The organism is Streptomyces pimonensis (assembly GCF_041380215.1).
Classification (GTDB): Bacteria; Actinomycetota; Actinomycetes; order Streptomycetales; family Streptomycetaceae; genus Streptomyces; species Streptomyces pimonensis.
The window spans coordinates 94,587-111,288 of the sequence record NZ_JAHWZY010000007.1 but is presented as its reverse complement, the minus strand read 5'-3'; the positions used below and the strand labels follow the sequence as shown (position 1 = coordinate 111,288).

Sequence of the window (16,702 nt, the reverse complement as noted above, 5' to 3'; positions counted from 1 at the left end):
GGCAGGGGGGATTTCGGGCCGTCCCGGAACCCTGCCCGGGGCGGCCGAGTCGTTGCACGTATGACACACGAGCCGGTCGCGGCGTACGAGCTGATCGTCTTCCTGCGTCCGCTGCTCGGCGCGGAGGCCGCCGCCGAGGCGCTCGGCTCCGGGGCCGAACCGGCAGACCTGGAACAGGCGGTGTGGCTCCGCCTCCTGGAGCGTCTCGACACCTGCGGCCCGCCGTCAGACCTCCCGGACTGGCTCCGCCGGGCCGTCCGTGCGGAGGCCCGCCGTACCCGTCGCAGGGCCTGCCGGGAAACCTCGTGGACCGGTGACCCCGCCGACACCGGCCGCCCAGGCCCCGAACGTCTCGCGCTCGCCGCCGCCCGCCGCCGTACCCTGCGGGACGCCGTGCGACGGCTGCCCGGCCGCTGCCCGGAGCTGATGGAGGCTCTGCTGTCCCCGCACGACCTGACATACCGGGAGATCGCAGGGGAGTTGGGTATCTCACAGGGTGCTCTTGGCCCGGAACGCTCCAGATGCCTGGGATGTCTGCGTCGTTTGCTCACACAGGAGGTTGCGGCGCGCTGAGGACGGGGATAGGAGTGAGGGACGACAGGTGATCAGGTGAGCGGGAGGCATGCGCACATGGGCATGAGCGTGACCATCTCTGCGGCGGCCGGGCAGGACGCGGAGCAGATCTTCAGGTTGCAGTACCTGTGCTTCCAGAGCGAGGCGGCGCTCTACGGCAACTACCGCATCGACCCGCTCGTCCAGACCCTCGACTCGGTCCGCGAGGAGGTCGCCGCCGACTGCGTCTTCGTCGCCCGCCTCGGCGACGAGATCGTCGGCTCGGTGCACGGCAGGATCACCGAGGAGGGCGCCGCCGCGATCGGCAAGCTCTGCGTCCACCCCCGCCTCCAGGGACACGGCATCGGCGCGCGTCTCCTGCGGGCCGCGGAGTCCGCCCTGGCCGGCGAGCGCGGCGCCCGGACCTTCCGCCTGCACGCCGGGCACCGCAGCGAGAGCAATCTGCGGCTGTACAGCAAGGTCGGCTACCAGCGGGTGGGCACCTCCCAGGGCGCCGACGGCGTACCGGTGATCGTCCTGGAGAAGCAGGCGCAGGCCTACGCGACGACCGCCTGATCAGGCCGCGGGCCGCTGCCCCGGCCGCGCCCTGCGCAGCCAGTACACGGCCGTCAGGGGCAGCAGCACCGGGATGAAGAGGTACCCCATCCCGTAGTCCGACCACACGGTGGCGTCGGGGAAGGCGGACGGCTCCACCAGCGTCCAGGTCCCCACGGTCAGTACGCCCACGAGCTCGGCGGCGCAGCACGCCAGCGCCGCCCTGCGGGCCGTCTCCCCGCCGCGCACCAGGGTGTAGGTGATGAAGCCGTAGACCACGCCGGCCGCCGCCGACAGCGAGTAGGCGAGCGGCGCCCGGTCGAACTCGGTGGCGATCTGGTAGGCGGAGCGCGACACCGCGCCGACGACCATCACCCCGTACAGCCACACCAGCAGCAGCCCCGGCCCGCCGATCAGCCGCGTCCGGTGCGGTTCGTGCTGCGTCTTCTCCCGCGTCGCGGCCATCTCAGCCTCTCCAGATGTCATAGAGCCGCACCTCGAGCACGGCCAGCACGACGCCGCTCGCGGCGACCGTCAGCGATCCCCAGCGGGAGCGCTCGCCCAGCGACATGAAGCCGGCCGCCGGGACGCACGCGAACGCGCCGAGCAGATACGCCACGAAGATCGTCGTGCCCTGCTCCGGCTTCTCGCCCCGGGCCAGCTGCACGATCCCGACGATCAGCTGCACCAGCGCCAGCAGCGTGACCACGGCCATCCCGATGAAGTGCCAGTCCTTCGTCGGCTGGTCACGGTAGGCGGCCCATCCGCACCAGGCGCCGAGCAGCAACGCGGCGGCACCGGTCGCCACCGTCAGGACATCAAGCATGTCAGCGACTTTATTACGCCGGAGAACCCCCGGTGCCCCCGCCCCCGGGAGCGTCCGGGCCGGCGGCGACCGCCCTCGCCGGGTCCGTGCGACCGCCCTCGCCGGGGTCCGTGCGGCCGTCCGCGTCGGACGCCGGATCCGGGGCGGCCCCGAGCGGACGGGCCGTGCTCCGGGCGGGTCCACGGCGGTGGCCCCGTAGGGTCGACGGCATGACCATCCACGCGCAGGCCCTGCTGTTCGACAACGACGGAACCCTCGTCTCCTCCCTCGACTCCGTGAACCGCTGCTGGACACGGTGGGCCGTCGAGTACGGGATCACGGCCGAGCAGTTCGGCCGGGTCGAGCTGCACGGGCGGCCGGCCGCGGAGATAGCCGCCGATCTGCTGCCCGCCCATGTCGTGCCGGAGGCCGTCGCACGGATCGAGGACCTGGAGGTGGAGGACGTGCCGGGCGGCGGTGTGCGGCTGCTGCCCGGGACCGCGGACTTCCTCGCCGCGCTGCCCGCCGAGCGCTGGGCCGTGGTCACCTCCGCCACCCGGCGCCTCGCCGAGGCCCGCCTCGAAGCCGTCGGCATCCTGCCCAAGACCCTGATCGCCGCCGACGACATCACCCGCGGCAAGCCCGATCCCGAGCCCTACCTCCTCGCCGCCCGCACCCTCGGCGTCGACCCGGCGCACTGCGTCGTCTTCGAGGACGCCCCGGCCGGACTCCAGGCCGGTCGTGCCGCCGGCATGGCCACCGTGGCCTTGGCCACAACCCACCGGTCCCACGAGCTGACCGCCGACCTCGTCGTCGAGGACCTCTCGGCCCTGTCCGCACTGGTCACGGACAGGGGAGTGGAGATCTCCGTACGTCCCTGACGTGCGCCCGCCGCCGTACCGCCGCTGTCCACGGCTGTCCAGAATGCGGACAGTCGTGTCCGGTCAGGACCGAACGTCTGCTTTACTGATCGTATGACCACGACGAGCGACCGCATCCCTGCGACCGAGGCGCCCCCGACGCCCGGTGCTCGTTGTATGTGCCAGTGCCGAATGTGCGCCTTCTAGAGGGCCCCCGCACCACCTGAGCCTCGCGCCCCGAAGCGAGAGCCGGCTCGTGTCCGCCCGGACGCCCCGCACGCGCGACCGAGCCACGCCCCCGCGCGCACGTTTCTCCACGGAATCCTCCGCCATGCCGCGAGACCCGTGCCGCCCTGCTGCTTTCGACCCAGAATGCCTCGTGCCCGGCGCCCACGACGTGCCGCGCACTCGACAGTGACGGATACCCACGTGATCACCACCACGGGCCTCACCAAGGTCTACCGCTCACGCGGCCGCGAGGTCACCGCCCTGGACGGCGTCGACCTGCACGTCCGCGAGGGCGAGGTCTACGGCGTCATCGGCCAGTCCGGCGCCGGCAAGTCCTCCCTCATCCGCTGCGTCAACCTGCTGGAACGCCCCACTTCGGGCACCGTGACCGTGGCCGGCCGGGACCTCACCGCGCTCGCCGGCCGCGGCCCCCGGGCCGGCAGGGAGCTGCGGCAGGCGCGCAGCCGCATCGGCATGGTCTTCCAGCACTTCAACCTGCTGTCCTCGCGCACCGTGCAGGACAACGTCGAACTTCCGCTGGAGATCCTCGGGAAGTCGGGGAGGGAACGGTCCCGCAAGGCGCTGGAACTGCTCGACCTGGTCGGTCTCGCCGACAAGGCCAAGGCCTATCCCGCCCAGCTCTCCGGCGGCCAGAAGCAGCGCGTCGGCATCGCCCGAGCCCTCACCGGCGACCCCAAGGTGCTGCTCTCCGACGAGGCCACCAGCGCCCTCGACCCGGAGACCACCCGCTCGATCCTGCACCTCCTGCGCGACCTGAACCGCCGGCTCGGCCTCACCGTCCTGCTGATCACCCACGAGATGGACGTCGTCAAGTCGATCTGCGACTCGGCCGCCCTCATGGAGAACGGCCGCATCGTCGAGTCCGGCACGGTCACCGAACTCCTCGCGACCCCCGGCTCCGAACTGGCCTCCGCGCTGTTCCCGGTCGGCGGCGAGGCCTCCGGCGACGACCGCACCGTCCTCGACGTCACCTTCCACGGCGACAGCGCGACCCAGCCGGTCATCTCCCAGCTCTCGCGTACCTACAACATCGACATATCGATCCTCGGCGCCGCCATCGACACCGTCGGCGGCCTCCAGGTCGGCCGGATGCGCATCGAGCTGCCCGGCCGCTACGAGGACAACGTCGTACCCGTCGGCTTCCTGCGCGAACAGGGCCTTCAGATCGACGTCGTGGACCGGGAACAGCCCGTGCTGGTGAAGGAGGGGGCCAAGTGACCTGGTCCGAGATGCAGCCGCTGCTCGAACAGGCCTGTACCGAGACGCTGGTCATGGTCGGCTGGTCCACCCTGATCGCCGTCGTCGGCGGCCTCCCGCTGGGCATCCTGCTCGTCCTCACCGACAAGGGCGGGCTGCTCCAGAACACCCTGGTGAACAAGGTCATCGGGCAGGTCGTGAACATCGGCCGCTCGCTGCCGTTCATCATCCTCATGGTCGCCCTGATGGACTTCACCCGTTGGATCACCGGCACGACCATCGGCAGCGAGGCCGCGATCGTGCCGCTCGCCATCGGCGGCATCCCCTTCTTCGCCCGCCTCGTCGAGACGGCCGTACGCGAAGTGGACCACGGGCTCGTCGAGGCCGTGCAGGCCATGGGCGGCAACACCTGGACGATCGTCCGCAAGGTCCTCGTCCCCGAGGCGCTGCCCTCGCTGATCGCCAGCACCACCACCACGGTCATCGCCCTCATCGGCTACTCGGCCATGGCCGGCACCGTCGGCGGCGGCGGGCTCGGCGACCTCGCCGTCCGCTACGGCTACCAGCGCTTCGAGACCGGCCTGATGTGGATCACCGTCGCGATCCTCGCCGTGGTCATCTCGCTCATCCAGTTCGCCGGCGACTACGCGGCCCGCGCCCTGCACAGCCGGGGCGGCCGCTCCGGCCCCTCGCCCAGGCTCCGGTTCCTCAGGGCCGAGGAGCCCGCCGCGGCCGACATCAGCAAGGTCGCGTGACCTCCGAAGGCTCCCCGTACCACCCGACACGGGGCCGCACCACCCATGGAAAGGCACTTTTCGTGCGTAACACCACCAAGATCACCACTGCCGTCCTCGCCACCGGAGCCCTCACCCTCGGGCTCACCGCCTGCGGCTCGGACAAGGGCGACGCCTCCGACACCTCCGGCCCGCTGGTCGTCGCCGCGAGCCCCGTGCCGCACGCCGAGATCCTCACCTACGTCAAGGACAACCTCGCCGAGAAGGCCGGCCTCGACCTCGAGGTCAAGGAGTTCACCGACTACGTCACGCCGAACACGGCGACCGAGGACGGCTCCGTCGGCGCCAACTTCTTCCAGACCCAGCCGTACCTCGACGACTTCAACAAGAAGAACGGCACCCACATCGTGTCCGTCGTCGACGTGCACCTGGAGCCGCTCGGCCTCTACTCGCACAAGGTGAAGAAGGCCGACGAGCTGAAGAGCGGCGCGACGGTCGCCATCCCGAACGACACCGTCAACGAGGGCCGCGCCCTGCAGTTGCTCGCCGCCAACGGGCTCCTCACCCTCAAGGACGGCGTCGGCACCGCGGCGACCCCCGCCGACATCACCGAGAACCCGAAGAAGCTCACGTTCAAGGAGCTGGAGGCGGCCCAGACCCCGCGCTCCCTGGACGACGTCGACGCCGCGGTGGTCAACGGCAACTACGCCATCGAGGCCGACCTCAAGCCCGCGAAGGACGCCCTCCTCCTGGAGACCGCCGAGGGCAACCCGAACAACAACCTCCTCGCCGTAAAGGAGGGCCAGGAGGACGACCCGCGCGTGAAGAAGCTCGCGGAGCTCCTCACCTCCCCCGAGGTGAAGAAGTTCATCGAGGACAAGTACGCCGGTTCCGTCCTCGCCTCCTTCTGATCCGGTCCCGCGCCACCCACGGGGTCCACTCCGCTGCACGGTGGAGGCACCCCCACGCCGCTCGGGCAGTGGGGGAGGACCCCGTGGTGCGGTTCAGTGCTTTCATGCTGCATGCTGGGCAGTTCAGCAGCACCCGACGGTCTCTCAGGTTACGGAGCGGCGCATGGCGAGCACCTTCCCCAACATCTCCATCAGCACGGAGCGGTTGGTGCTGCGTCCCCTCGACACGGACGACGTCCCCGCCCTCGCCGAGATGATGAACGACGAGCAGGTCGCCGCCTGGACCGACGTCCCCCGGCCCTTCACCGAAGAGACCGCGCGCACCTGGATCACCGAGTACGCCCCCGCCGAACGCTCGGCCGGCAACGGACTGGCCCTCGCCGTCACCGAGTTCCTCACCCAGCGCCTGGTCGGCCTCATCCAGCTCACCAGGACCAACTGGCACGTACGCTCCACCGAGATGTCCTACATCGTCGCCCCCTGGGCGCGCGGTGAGGGCTACGCCTCCGAGGCCGCGCTGGCCACCGCACAGTGGCTCTTCGGCGACCAGAAGTTCGAACGCGTCGAACTGCGCACCGCCGCCGCCAACACCGCCTCGCAGCAGGTCGCCCAGAGGATCGGCTGCATCAGCGAGGGCGTACTGCGCAACGCCTGCATAGCCCACGTCCGCGTCGAAGGCGGCGGCTGGAGCGACGTACGCACCGACTTCATCGTGTGGAGCCTGCTGCCCGAGGACATCGAGGGCGCGGACGGACGACTCGCCGACACCGGCGGATTCACCCAGTACACGGACTGGAACTGACCTCCGGACCGGGCACCGACGGTGTGATCGGTGACCGCACCAGGTAGTCTCACGGAGCCCGCCCCGCGGCGGGACAGCCGACGACGACCTGCGCAAACCTCAGGAGACTGACGACGATGGCCGACCGGGTCACGGTGATCGGCTGGGACGGTTCGCCGCTGACGACCGCGGCCCGCGCCGCGCTGGGCGCCGCCACACTGGTGGCCGGCGCCGCCCACCACCTGGCACTGCCCGAGGTGCCTCCCGGCGCCGAGCGCATCCGGCTCGGCTCCGTCGCCCTCGCCGCCCGCCGTATCGCAGCCCACCGCGGCACCGCGGTCGTCCTCGCCGACGGCGACCCCGGCTTCTTCGGTGTCGTACGGTCCCTGCGCGCACCCGAGTTCGGCCTCGAGGTCGAGGTCGTCCCCGGCGTCTCCTCCGTCGCCTCCGCCTTCGCCCGTGCCGGGATGCCCTGGGACGACGCCCACGTGGTCGTCGCGCACCCGCGTACTCTGCGACGCGCGGTGAACGTGTGCCGGGCCCACCCCAAGGTGGCGGTTCTCACCTCGCCCGGGGCCGGTCCCGCCGAGCTGGGCCTGCTGATGGAGGGCGTCCACCGCACCTTCGTCATCTGCGAGGAACTCGGCACCGAGCGCGAGCGGGTCAGCGTCGTCACCTCCGACAAGGCCGCCGACCACACCTGGCGCGACCCCAACGTCGTCATCGTCGTCGGCGGCCGGGCCGCCGCCGGTGAGTCCGGCGGCTGGCTCGCCGGACGCGACCCCTCCGCCGGCCCCCGCGGCTGGTCGCTGCCGGCCGAGGAGTGCGGTGCCGACCTCGGCGAGGGCGAGCGGGAACCGCTGCGCGTCTCCCAACTCGCCCGGCTCGGGCCGCGGATCGGTGACCTCGTCTGGGACATCGGCTGCGGAAGCGGAGCCTTCGCCACCGAGGCGGCCCGCGCGGGCGCCGCCGTCATCGCCGTCGACAGCGATCCGCGCGCCTGCACCCGCACCGAGTCCACCGCCCGTCGGCACGGGGTCCAGCTCCAGATCGTGCACGGCACCGCCCCGCACGTCCTGGAGGACCTCCCCGAGCCGGACGTCGTCCGGGTCGGCGGAGGGGGAGCGGGCGTCGTCTCCGCGGTCGCCGACCGCCGTCCGCAGCGCATCGTCACGCACGCCGCCACCCGCGACGGGGCCGAACTCATCGGCCGGAACCTGGCCGAGCACGGCTACCGGGTCGAGTGCGCCCTGCTGCAGTCCGTCGAACTCGACACGAGTGCCTGGACGGAGAAGGAACGGAGCGTCGCGTTCCTGCTCAGCGGGGTGCTGCCCGCGCGCGACGACTGAGCCGATCGCCGTCCCCGTGATCGGATTGTCCGACCATGCGAGGTAGGCTGGCCGATCGTTGTACCGCACCCGGGCACCCGGCGCTTCGTCAGCCAATGTCCGGAAAACGCGCCCGTTTTGGGGTGGGTCGTGGTACGGCGGGAACCGGAGGACGCGCAACGTGGCGCAGTCCACAGCGGAACCGTCGCCGATCAAGCTGACGCGACGGCCCTACGGCCGCGAGAATGACGGTGAAGGGCTTTGTCGCCCTTCTCGGACGGGCTGTTCGTGCCGCTGGGGACGCACGCTCGTTCTTCAGAGTGGGGCGGTCGGTGCGCCGTTCCGGGTGAGCTGGTCGTAGGAGCACTAACCGATGGGCGAGGGGTACGCATGACCGACACCGGCCAGGTCCCGGGCGAGGGACTGCCGGAGAACGCAGGCATGGTGGAGCAGCCGGGCGTCCCCGCGCCCGACGCGTACACCTACCTCTCCGACAGCCCCGCCGAGGAAGAGGATTTGCTGCTGCCCGGCGCCCAGAGCGCCTGGGGCAACGAGATCGCCCCGCCCGCGCCCGAGCCGGTCGTCGAGACCGTGCACCAGCCGGGTCCGCACGAGACGGCCGGCCGCGACAGCGGCTCGGTCGACCTCGGCGGCGTCCGGCTCCCCGAGCCGCCCGCGCCGCGCCGCCCGCTGCACCTCGGCCCGCCCATCCCCCGTGTCAACGCCGGTCCGGTGCGCTCCCTGGCCGACCGCGGTCCCGCCGACGTGCCGGTCCGCCAGGCCGGTCCGCCGTCCCTCGGCCCGGAGTACCTCGACGTCCCGCACGCGCGGGAGGCGGCGGCGCCGCAGGCCGCGGCGCCCTGGGGCGCGCAGCCCGCGGTGGCCGCGGAAACGGTTGTTCCCGCTCCGGATCCGGTGGATGCGGCCCAGGCGGTCGTGACCCGCGTCGCCACGGAGGCGGGAGCGGTGCAACAGGACACCGAGGGTGCCGCTGTCGCCGCCGTGGCTGCCGCCGGCGGCAGCGAGGCGGTGCCGAGCGTTTCGGCAGAGGGCGGGGAACAGGGGCCCGTCCCGGTCCCGGCCGCGGATCACGGGCTGCCCGGTACACCTGCCGCCGAGCCCGTGCAGGGAACCGAGGCGCCGCAGACCGCCCAGGCGCCCGGACCCGCGCCCACAGCATCCGCCGAGGCCGCGGCTCCGGAGCATGTCCGGGAAGCGGAAGCGGAAGCGCCGCAGACCGCCGAAGCGCCGCCCGTCGAGCCCACGGCACCGGAGCACACCCAGGCGGCCGAGGCGCCGCAGGCCGGTCGGCCTCCGTTCGCCGTGCCGGACTCCGCTCAGACCGCCGGGGTCGTGCAGGCTGCCGTTTCCGGGTACGCCCCGGGGACGGACGCTTCCCACGGTGCCGGGGTGCCGGGCCTCGCCCCCGCGGCGCCGCAGACCGTTGAAGCTGCGGACGCGGAGCCGGCCGTGCCGGCGCAAGGCGCCCAGGCACCGGGCGCGGTGGCCGTTGCTCCGGAGCACCTCCAGGAGGCCGGGGCCCCGCAGGCTGTTCAGCCGTCCGAGCCGCAGGCCGCGGCGTCGGAGCCCGTGCCGCAGGCTGTCGAGGTCCCGCAGTCCGGTCAGGTGTCGGACGGCGAGGGTGTTGTGCCGCAGGCTGTCGAGGTCCCGCAGTCCGGTCAGGTGTCGGACGGCGAGGGTGTTGTGCCGCAGGCTGTCGAGGTCCCGCAGTCCGGTCAGGTGTCGGACGGCGAGGGCGTCGTGCCGCAGGCTGCCGAGGTCCCGCAGTCCGGTCAGGTGTCGGACGGCGAGGGCGTCGTGCCGCAGGCTGCCGAGGCGGTCGGCACGGGGACCGCCGAAGAGCCCGAGGCAGTCCAGGTCGTTCCGGCGCCGGACGCGGAGGCTCTCGCTCCGGAGCCCGTCCGGACGTCCGGTGCCTCCCCGGACGTTCCCGCGCCGGGGGCCGACACCGCCGTACTCCCCGGTGCTCCCGCCGCGGAGGCGGACGGCACCGCGGGCGAAGCCGCGCCCCCCGCTTCCGGGGCGACGGGCGACGAAGTCCTCGCGGAGGCACTCACCCCCGAGGCCCCGGCCGCCGCCGGACCGGAGGCACCCCATACCGGCGGCGGGGCGGCCGACGCCGTTCCCGTGACCGGCACGGCCGTGCCCGAGCCCGAGCCCGACGCGACCCCGGTCCAGGGCTCCCAGCAGGCCCCCGCCACCCCCCTGGCCGCAGCCGTCCCCCCGGAGCCCGAGCCGGACCGGCCCGCGGGGGAGTCCGTCCCCGTGGACGGCGCCGTGCCCACCACCCCCCACCTCGCGCCGACCCCGCCCCAGGGCGTGGCCGTCCCCGCCGGGGGAGGACCCCGCGAGGCGGACGCCGAACCCGCGCAGAACCCGGACGACCTCGACACCCGGGGCGCCGGCGTGGACACGGAAGCCGCGCAGCCCGCCGGTCCGGCCGCCCCCGGCTACGACGACGCCGAGCGCGAGGCCGTGCTGAAGGTCATGCGCGAGCGCCGGGACATCCGCAACGGCTTCCGCAGCGACCCCATCCCGCACGAGGTGCTGCTCCGCGTCCTGGAGGCCGCCCACACCGCGCCCTCCGTCGGCCACTCGCAGCCCTGGGACTTCGTCGTCATCCGCTCCGCCGAGACCCGGCGCAGCATGCACGAACTGGCCATGCGCCAGCGCGACGCCTACGCCAAGTCCCTGCCCAAGGGCCGGGCGAAGCAGTTCAAGGAACTGAAGATCGAGGCCATCCTCGACACACCCGTGAACATCGTCGTCACCGCCGACCCGACCCGCGGCGGCCGTCACACCCTCGGCCGCCACACCCAGCCCCGGATGGCGCCGTACTCCTCCGCGCTCGCCGTGGAGAACCTCTGGCTCGCCGCCCGCGCCGAGGGCCTCGGCGTCGGCTGGGTCAGCTTCTTCGACGAGCGCGAGATGGTCCGCGCGCTGGGGCTCCCCGAGCACCTGGAGGTCGTCGCCTACCTGTGCGTGGGCTACGTCGACGAGTTCCCGGACGAGCCCGAGCTGATGCAGGCCGGCTGGTCCAAGCGCCGCCCGCTGTCCTGGGTCGTGCACGAGGAGACGTACGGCCGTCGCGCCCTGCCCGGAGAGGACCCCCACGACCTGCTCGCCGAGACCGTCGCACAGATCCGCCCGCTGGACGCCAAGGCGCTCGGCGAGGCGTGGGAGCGTCAGAAGCGCATGACCAAGCCGGCCGGGGCGCTCGGCATGCTGGAGATCATCTCCGCCCAGCTCTCCGGCCTGTCCCGCCAGTGCCCGCCGCCCGTCCCGGAGCCCGCGGCCGTCGCGATCTTCGCCGGCGACCACGGGGTGCACGCCCAGGGCGTCACCCCCTGGCCGCAGGAGGTCACCGCCCAGATGGTGGCCAACTTCCTCGGCGGGGGGGCGGTCTGCAACGCCTTCGCCGCCCAGGTCGGCGCCGAGGTCTGCGTCGTCGACGTGGGCGTCTCCTCCGACCTCCCGGCCACCCCCGGACTGCTGCCGCGCAAGATCCGCGCCGGCACGTCCGACATGACCACCGGGCCCGCGATGACCCGCGAGGAGGCCAAGAAGGCCATCGAGGTCGGCATCGAGACCGCCCGCGACCTGGTCGCGGCCGGCAACAAGGCCCTCCTCACCGGCGAGATGGGCATCGCGAACACCACCGCGTCCGCCGCCCTCATCTCCGTCTTCACCGGCGCCGACCCGGCCGAGGTCACCGGCCGCGGCACCGGCATCAACGACGAGACCCTCGCCCGCAAGACCGAGGTCGTGCGCCGCGCCCTCGAACTCCACCAGCCGGACCCGGCCGATCCCGTCGGCGTCCTGGCCGCCGTCGGCGGCTTCGAGCACGCCGCCATGGTCGGCCTGCTCCTCGGCGGCGCGTCGCTGCGTACGCCGGTGATCCTGGACGGCGTCAGCGCCGGCGCCGCCGCCCTGGTGGCCCGGGCCATCGCCCCCGAGGTCCTGGCCGCCTGCATCGCGGGTCACCGCAGCGCCGAGCCCGGTCACGTCGCCGCCCTCAACAAACTGGGCCTGCGCCCCCTGGTCGACCTCGACCTCCGCCTCGGCGAGGGCACGGGCGCGCTCCTGGCGCTCCCGCTGGTCCAGAGCACGGCCCGAGCCATGCACGAGGTGGCGACCTTCGATTCGGCCGGGGTGACCGAGAAGTAGCCTGGACGGCTGTGGACGATCGTTCCGCAGAGCGAAACGGGCGGGCACAGCCGTCCACCCACCCGCACGTGCGGGGCCGCCGGGCAGCGCCCCGGTTCCGGGAAGGGGCGGGGAAAACACCCCACCCACCCCGGCCCCTCCGGACGCGCGCTTAAAATCCCCACGTCAGGCCCGCTCCGAAGCCGCAGCGTGCCCGCTGACCCACCGCTTGTCCGAGGAGCCTCACCTGATGGCCGAACACCCCGCCTACCCCGTAGGCCTCCGCCTCACCGGCCGCCGGGTCGTCGTCCTCGGCGGCGGCCAGGTCGCCCAGCGCCGCCTCCCCGCCCTGATCGCGGCCGGCGCCGACATCCACCTCGTCTCCCCCGAGGCCACTCCCTCCGTGGAGGCCATGGCGGAGGCCGGCGAGATCACCTGGCACCGGCGCCCCTACACCGAGGGCGACCTCGCGACCGCCTGGTACGCCCTCATCGCCACCAGCGACACCGAGGCGAACACCCGCGCCTCCGCCGAGGCGGAGGCGCACCGCGTGTGGTGCGTCCGCTCGGACGACGCCGACGCGGCGACGGCGTGGACCCCGGCCACGGGCACCAGCGAGGGCGTCACGGTGGCCGTCCTCACGACGGAGGCGCGCGGCCGCGACCCCCGCCACACCGCCGCCATCCGCGACGCCGTGGTCGAGGGACTGCGCGACGGCACCCTCGTCGCCCCGCACCACCGCACCCGCACCCCCGGCGTCGCACTCGTCGGCGGCGGCCCCGGCGACCCGGATCTGATCACCGTGCGCGGCCGCCGCCTGCTCGCCGAGGCCGACGTCGTCATCGCCGACCGGCTCGGCCCGCGGGACCTGCTCGCCGAACTCCCGCCGCACGTCGAGGTGATCGACGCGGCGAAGATCCCCTACGGCCGTTTCATGGCCCAGGAGGCCATCAACAACGCGCTGGTCGAGCACGCCAAGCAGGGCAGGTCGGTGGTCCGGCTCAAGGGCGGCGACCCGTACGTCTTCGGCCGCGGCATGGAGGAGCTCCACGCGCTCGCCGAGGCGGGCATCCCCTGCACCGTCGTCCCTGGCATCTCCAGCTCCATCTCGGTCCCGGGCGCGGCCGGCATCCCCGTCACCCACCGCGGTGTGGCGCACGAGTTCACCGTGGTCAGTGGTCACGTCGCCCCCGACGACGAGCGCTCCCTGGTCGACTGGCCGTCACTGGCGAAGCTGACCGGCACCCTCGTCGTGCTCATGGGCGTCGACAAGATCGGCCGGATCGCGGAGACCCTGGTCGCCAACGGCAAGTCCCCGGACACCCCGGTCGCCCTCGTCCAGGAGGGCACCACGGCCGCCCAGCGCCGGGTCGACGCCACCCTCGCCACGGTCGCCGAAACGGCCGCCGCCCAGGGGGTCAAGCCGCCGGCCGTCATCGTCATCGGCGAGGTCGTCGCCGTGGGCCCACGCGGGACGGCGTGACATGGCCGAACCCATCACCGTCGACGACCCCGCCGACCCGCGGCTGCACGACTACACCGGCCTGACCGACGTGGAACTGCGCCGCCGCCGCGAACCCGCCGAGGGACTGTTCATCGCCGAGGGCGAGAAGGTCATCAGGCGCGCCGGGGAAGCGGGCTACGCGATGCGGTCGATGCTGCTGTCCGCGAAGTGGGTCGACGTCATGCACGACGTCATCGACCGGGCCACCGCCCCGGTGTACGTCGTCGACCCCGCGCTCGCCGAACAGGTCACCGGATACCACGTGCACCGCGGCGCGCTCGCCTCCATGCAGCGCACACCGCTGCCCGCGGCGGCCGACGTGCTCCGGACCGCCCACCGCGTCGTCGTCATGGAGTCGGTCAACGACCACACCAACGTCGGCGCGATCTTCCGCTCCGCGGCGGCCCTCGGAATGGACGCCGTCCTGCTCTCCCCGGACTGCGCCGATCCCCTCTACCGCCGCAGCGTCAAGGTCTCCATGGGCGCGGTCTTCTCCGTGCCGTACGCCCGTGTCGACACCTGGCCCGGGGGACTGGAGACGGTGCGCGAGGCCGGGTTCGAGCTGCTCGCCCTCACTCCCGGCGAGAAGGCCCGGACCCTGGACGAGGTGGCGCCGCACCGTATGGACCGGGTGGCCCTGATGCTGGGCGCGGAAGGAGCCGGTCTGTCCGACCGGGCCCTGGCCGCCGCCGACGAACGGGTCCGCATCCCGATGTCGCACGGCGTCGACTCCCTCAACGTGGGGGCCGCGGCGGCGGTCGCCTTCTACGCGGTGGCCACGGGGCGTTCGCGGGAGTAGCGGCTCCGGACGCGGCGGGCCGGGTGAGTCCCCGCCGCTGCCGGGCACTCACCCGGAGCCCTGGCACCCCTGCACCAGCGCGATGCCGAGCGCGACGAACAGCGTCACGACGACGAACACGAACAGCCGCTGCCTGAGCAGGCGCGGATTGGCCGGTCGCAGACCGGTCCCGGTCGTCCGGGGCGCCGGGCGACGGGCACCGGTGCCGGACCGCGTGGTGTTCCGGGACGCCGACGTGGGGCGCGGCCCGGACCGGGACGGCGTGCCTCCGCGCGGGGAGCTGTCGCGCGCGGAGCCGCCGCGCGAAGGGGGCACGCCCTGGGTGCTCCGCCCGGGAGACGAACCTCTGTTCCTGGGCGCGGGACCGCGTCCGCGTGGCGGCGGGGTCCCCTGGCCGTCCTGCCGGCGCCGCGCCCGCTCCGGGTAGGTGTCCGCGAGGCGTCCGGTGGGCCGCTCCGTCTCGGCGCCGCGCGGGGCAGGCGGGCGCACGTCGGCGAGCCCCTGGGCCTCCCGCGCGGCGATCTCCTTGAGCCGCAGCGACAGCTGGAGCGTGCTGGGCCGTTCCTCCGGGTCCTTCGCCAGGCACGCGCGGACGAGCGGGGCCAGGGCGTCCGGGACACCGTGCAGCTGGGCCTCCTCGTGCACCACGCGGTACAGCATCACCTCGGAACTGCCGTGCCCGAAGGGCGAGTCGCCCATCGCCGCGTACGCGAGCGTGGCGCCCAGCGAGAACACGTCCGTGGCCGGGGTGACGGCCGCGCCGCGCACCTGCTCCGGGGCGAGGAAGCCGGGCGAGCCGACCGCCGTGCCGACGTGCGTGAGCGTCGACGCGCCGGTCGCCCACGCGATGCCGAAGTCGATGATCCGCGGCCCCTTCGGGGACAGCAGGATGTTGGACGGCTTGAGGTCCCGGTGCACCACACCGGCCTCGTGCACGGCGACCAGCCCTTCGGAGAGGGCCGCGCCGACGGCGGCGACGTCGGCCGCGTTGAGCGGCCCCTCGTCGGCGACCTTGTCGTGCAGCGAGGGCCCCGGCACGTACTGCGTGGCGAACCAGGGACGGTCCGCGTCGAGGTCCGCGGCCACCAGCCGGGCCGTACAGCCGCCGCGGATGCGGCGGGCCGCCGAGACCTCGCGCGCGAACCGCGAGCGGAACTCCTGGTCCTCGGCCAGGTCGGGCCGGATGACCTTCAGCGCGACCCGCTGTCCCTTCTTGTCGGAGCCCAGGTAGACCACGCCCATCCCGCCCGCGCCGAGTCGTCGGTGGAGCCTGAAAGAGCCGACGACGCGCGGGTCCTCGCGCCTCAGGCGCATCATCGCCATGTTCATCCCCGCTGCCCGGTCCTGTGACGTGCCACAGCTTACGTTTCCACGGCCGCCCGTGCGCAGAGGCCGCGCCCTCTCGGAGCGGTGGATTGTCAGTGGGGGGTGGGAGACTCGAAGGGTGGTCAGGGAACGCGCGGGCACACCTGGTTCGCGCGGACGGTGATCCCAACCACCCGACGGTGAAGGGGGATTGATCACGTGAAGGGTGACCGTGTGGAGATCGTCGTGGACGCGGGGGACACGACGCGCACGTACGAGGTGGTGGCGAGCAGGGCGGGGCGCCGGGTCGAGGCGGCGGTGCGGCGAGGGGTGGTGGAAGTGAGCGAAGTCACCCGAACCGGGGCCGTGGTGCGGACGGCCCGATTCACGGCGAATCGGGTGCTCGCGCTGGTGGAGCAGCCGGTGCCGCGGGAGGACGGCTCGGAGAAAGCCGGGCAGAGCGGGCGGCCCTTCGGGGATGTCCCTGAGATGCAGGGACCCGTCTCCACCCAGGGGAGTACACCGAGGGGAAGGGCTCATCCTCCGGGAGGCCCGGCAATCGGTACGAGGGCATGACGCCGGGGGAGGCCCCGACGCCTAGATTCGAGGTCAAGCGGCGGGTGCAGTACTCGTCCCCCGAGGTCAGACGCCCGCCGCTGTCGACGACAACGGAAACGGCCAGGAGAGGAACCATGGCGTACACGGCACCGCGGACACTGATCCGCACGCGGGAGCGTGGCGAGGGGCGTCGCCATCCGCTGGTGGCGACGCTGATGGCCCTGCCCCTGGCGGTCCTGCTCCTCCTCGTCTTCGACGGGTGGGAGACGGTGGCCACACAGGCGTCGTCCGTGGGCGAGATGCTGGGGCGCTGAACGGCGGCCCCAGGCCCGGAAGAGCGGTCCGGGCGGGGACATCCACCCATGAGACCCCGTGGGGACGGGGACGTGGCGGACGG

At 73.3% G+C, this 16,702-nt stretch carries 16 protein-coding genes; 13 read left to right on the top strand and 3 right to left on the bottom strand.

What is annotated here, in order from left to right; translation table 11 throughout:
- The first annotated feature begins 60 nt into the window (after positions 1-60).
- Together KYY02_RS09535 and KYY02_RS09530 are read left to right on the top strand one after the other, a co-directional pair.
- Positions 61-573 carry a sigma-70 family RNA polymerase sigma factor gene (locus KYY02_RS09535; protein ID WP_371237243.1) on the top strand — a complete coding sequence of 171 codons (513 nt, stop codon included), beginning with the start codon at positions 61-63 and terminating at the stop codon, positions 571-573.
- 57 nt (positions 574-630) lie between these two features.
- On the top strand, positions 631-1,128 hold the full coding sequence (locus tag KYY02_RS09530; RefSeq protein ID WP_371237417.1) for a GNAT family N-acetyltransferase: 498 nt from the start codon (positions 631-633) through the stop codon (positions 1,126-1,128).
- Here KYY02_RS09530 and KYY02_RS09525 read toward each other — a convergent pair whose 3' ends face one another.
- The gene (locus tag KYY02_RS09525; protein WP_371237416.1) at positions 1,129-1,572 is read right to left on the bottom strand and encodes a hypothetical protein; all 444 of its coding nucleotides are present in this window, start codon (positions 1,570-1,572) and stop codon (positions 1,129-1,131) included.
- A 1-nt stretch (position 1,573) separates the two neighbouring features.
- Positions 1,574-1,933, bottom strand: a complete 360-nt coding sequence (locus KYY02_RS09520) for a hypothetical protein (RefSeq protein ID WP_371237242.1) — start codon at positions 1,931-1,933, stop codon at positions 1,574-1,576.
- 209 nt (positions 1,934-2,142) lie between these two features.
- Between KYY02_RS09520 and KYY02_RS09515 the strand changes: the two genes are divergently transcribed.
- The 9 genes from KYY02_RS09515 to KYY02_RS09475 all read left to right on the top strand — a co-directional run bounded on the left by KYY02_RS09515 (position 2,143) and on the right by KYY02_RS09475 (position 14,442).
- Entirely contained in the window at positions 2,143-2,793 is a 651-nt protein-coding gene (locus KYY02_RS09515) for an HAD family hydrolase (protein WP_371237240.1), read from the top strand.
- A 408-nt stretch (positions 2,794-3,201) separates the two neighbouring features.
- On the top strand, positions 3,202-4,239 hold the full coding sequence (locus tag KYY02_RS09510; RefSeq protein WP_371237238.1) for a methionine ABC transporter ATP-binding protein: 1,038 nt from the start codon (positions 3,202-3,204) through the stop codon (positions 4,237-4,239).
- The gene (locus KYY02_RS09505; protein ID WP_371237237.1) at positions 4,236-4,973 is read left to right on the top strand and encodes a methionine ABC transporter permease; all 738 of its coding nucleotides are present in this window, start codon (positions 4,236-4,238) and stop codon (positions 4,971-4,973) included. Before KYY02_RS09510 ends, KYY02_RS09505 begins: the two co-directional genes overlap by 4 nt.
- A 62-nt stretch (positions 4,974-5,035) precedes the next feature.
- Positions 5,036-5,863 carry a MetQ/NlpA family ABC transporter substrate-binding protein gene (locus KYY02_RS09500; protein WP_371237235.1) on the top strand — a complete coding sequence of 276 codons (828 nt, stop codon included), beginning with the start codon at positions 5,036-5,038 and terminating at the stop codon, positions 5,861-5,863.
- Positions 5,864-6,026: 163 nt separating this feature from the next.
- Positions 6,027-6,665, top strand: coding sequence for a GNAT family N-acetyltransferase (locus KYY02_RS09495; protein WP_371237234.1), 639 nt, complete (start codon positions 6,027-6,029; stop codon positions 6,663-6,665).
- A 116-nt stretch (positions 6,666-6,781) separates the two neighbouring features.
- Complete coding sequence (cbiE, locus tag KYY02_RS09490) at positions 6,782-7,993, top strand: precorrin-6y C5,15-methyltransferase (decarboxylating) subunit CbiE (RefSeq protein ID WP_371237233.1); 1,212 nt, start codon at positions 6,782-6,784, stop codon at positions 7,991-7,993.
- 369 nt (positions 7,994-8,362) lie between these two features.
- On the top strand, positions 8,363-12,160 hold the full coding sequence (gene cobT, locus KYY02_RS09485; RefSeq protein WP_371237232.1) for a nicotinate-nucleotide--dimethylbenzimidazole phosphoribosyltransferase: 3,798 nt from the start codon (positions 8,363-8,365) through the stop codon (positions 12,158-12,160).
- Between the two features lie 229 nt (positions 12,161-12,389).
- Positions 12,390-13,622, top strand: a complete 1,233-nt coding sequence (cobA, locus tag KYY02_RS09480) for a uroporphyrinogen-III C-methyltransferase (RefSeq protein WP_371237230.1) — start codon at positions 12,390-12,392, stop codon at positions 13,620-13,622.
- A gap of 1 nt (position 13,623) precedes the next feature.
- The gene (locus KYY02_RS09475) at positions 13,624-14,442 is read left to right on the top strand and encodes a TrmH family RNA methyltransferase (protein ID WP_371237229.1); all 819 of its coding nucleotides are present in this window, start codon (positions 13,624-13,626) and stop codon (positions 14,440-14,442) included.
- A gap of 48 nt (positions 14,443-14,490) precedes the next feature.
- Here KYY02_RS09475 and KYY02_RS09470 read toward each other — a convergent pair whose 3' ends face one another.
- Positions 14,491-15,771, bottom strand: coding sequence for a serine/threonine-protein kinase (locus KYY02_RS09470; RefSeq protein ID WP_371237227.1), 1,281 nt, complete (start codon positions 15,769-15,771; stop codon positions 14,491-14,493).
- A 195-nt stretch (positions 15,772-15,966) separates the two neighbouring features.
- Between KYY02_RS09470 and KYY02_RS09465 the strand changes: the two genes are divergently transcribed.
- Positions 15,967-16,323 carry a DUF8836 family protein gene (locus KYY02_RS09465; RefSeq protein WP_371237225.1) on the top strand — a complete coding sequence of 119 codons (357 nt, stop codon included), beginning with the start codon at positions 15,967-15,969 and terminating at the stop codon, positions 16,321-16,323.
- Positions 16,324-16,439: 116 nt separating this feature from the next.
- Positions 16,440-16,619: a hypothetical protein gene (locus KYY02_RS09460; RefSeq protein ID WP_030867596.1), complete on the top strand. Its 180-nt coding sequence runs from the start codon at positions 16,440-16,442 to the stop codon at positions 16,617-16,619.
- Positions 16,620-16,702 lie beyond the last annotated feature (83 nt).

Excerpts from the sequence above, each read along its gene's own strand:
- KYY02_RS09530 (WP_371237417.1), top strand. The coding sequence starts at position 631 with ATGGGCATGAGCGTGACCATCTCTGCGGCGGCCGGGCAGGACGCGGAG.
- KYY02_RS09525 (WP_371237416.1), bottom strand. The coding sequence starts at position 1,572 with ATGGCCGCGACGCGGGAGAAGACGCAGCACGAACCGCACCGGACGCGG.
- KYY02_RS09520 (WP_371237242.1), bottom strand. The coding sequence starts at position 1,933 with ATGCTTGATGTCCTGACGGTGGCGACCGGTGCCGCCGCGTTGCTGCTC.
- KYY02_RS09515 (WP_371237240.1), top strand. The coding sequence starts at position 2,143 with ATGACCATCCACGCGCAGGCCCTGCTGTTCGACAACGACGGAACCCTC.
- cobA (WP_371237230.1), top strand. The coding sequence starts at position 12,390 with ATGGCCGAACACCCCGCCTACCCCGTAGGCCTCCGCCTCACCGGCCGC.
- KYY02_RS09495 (WP_371237234.1), top strand. The coding sequence starts at position 6,027 with ATGGCGAGCACCTTCCCCAACATCTCCATCAGCACGGAGCGGTTGGTG.
- KYY02_RS09460 (WP_030867596.1), top strand. The coding sequence starts at position 16,440 with ATGGCGTACACGGCACCGCGGACACTGATCCGCACGCGGGAGCGTGGC.
- cobT (WP_371237232.1), top strand. The coding sequence starts at position 8,363 with ATGACCGACACCGGCCAGGTCCCGGGCGAGGGACTGCCGGAGAACGCA.
- KYY02_RS09470 (WP_371237227.1), bottom strand. The coding sequence starts at position 15,771 with ATGAACATGGCGATGATGCGCCTGAGGCGCGAGGACCCGCGCGTCGTC.
- KYY02_RS09535 (WP_371237243.1), top strand. The coding sequence starts at position 61 with ATGACACACGAGCCGGTCGCGGCGTACGAGCTGATCGTCTTCCTGCGT.
- cbiE (WP_371237233.1), top strand. The coding sequence starts at position 6,782 with ATGGCCGACCGGGTCACGGTGATCGGCTGGGACGGTTCGCCGCTGACG.
- KYY02_RS09475 (WP_371237229.1), top strand. The coding sequence starts at position 13,624 with ATGGCCGAACCCATCACCGTCGACGACCCCGCCGACCCGCGGCTGCAC.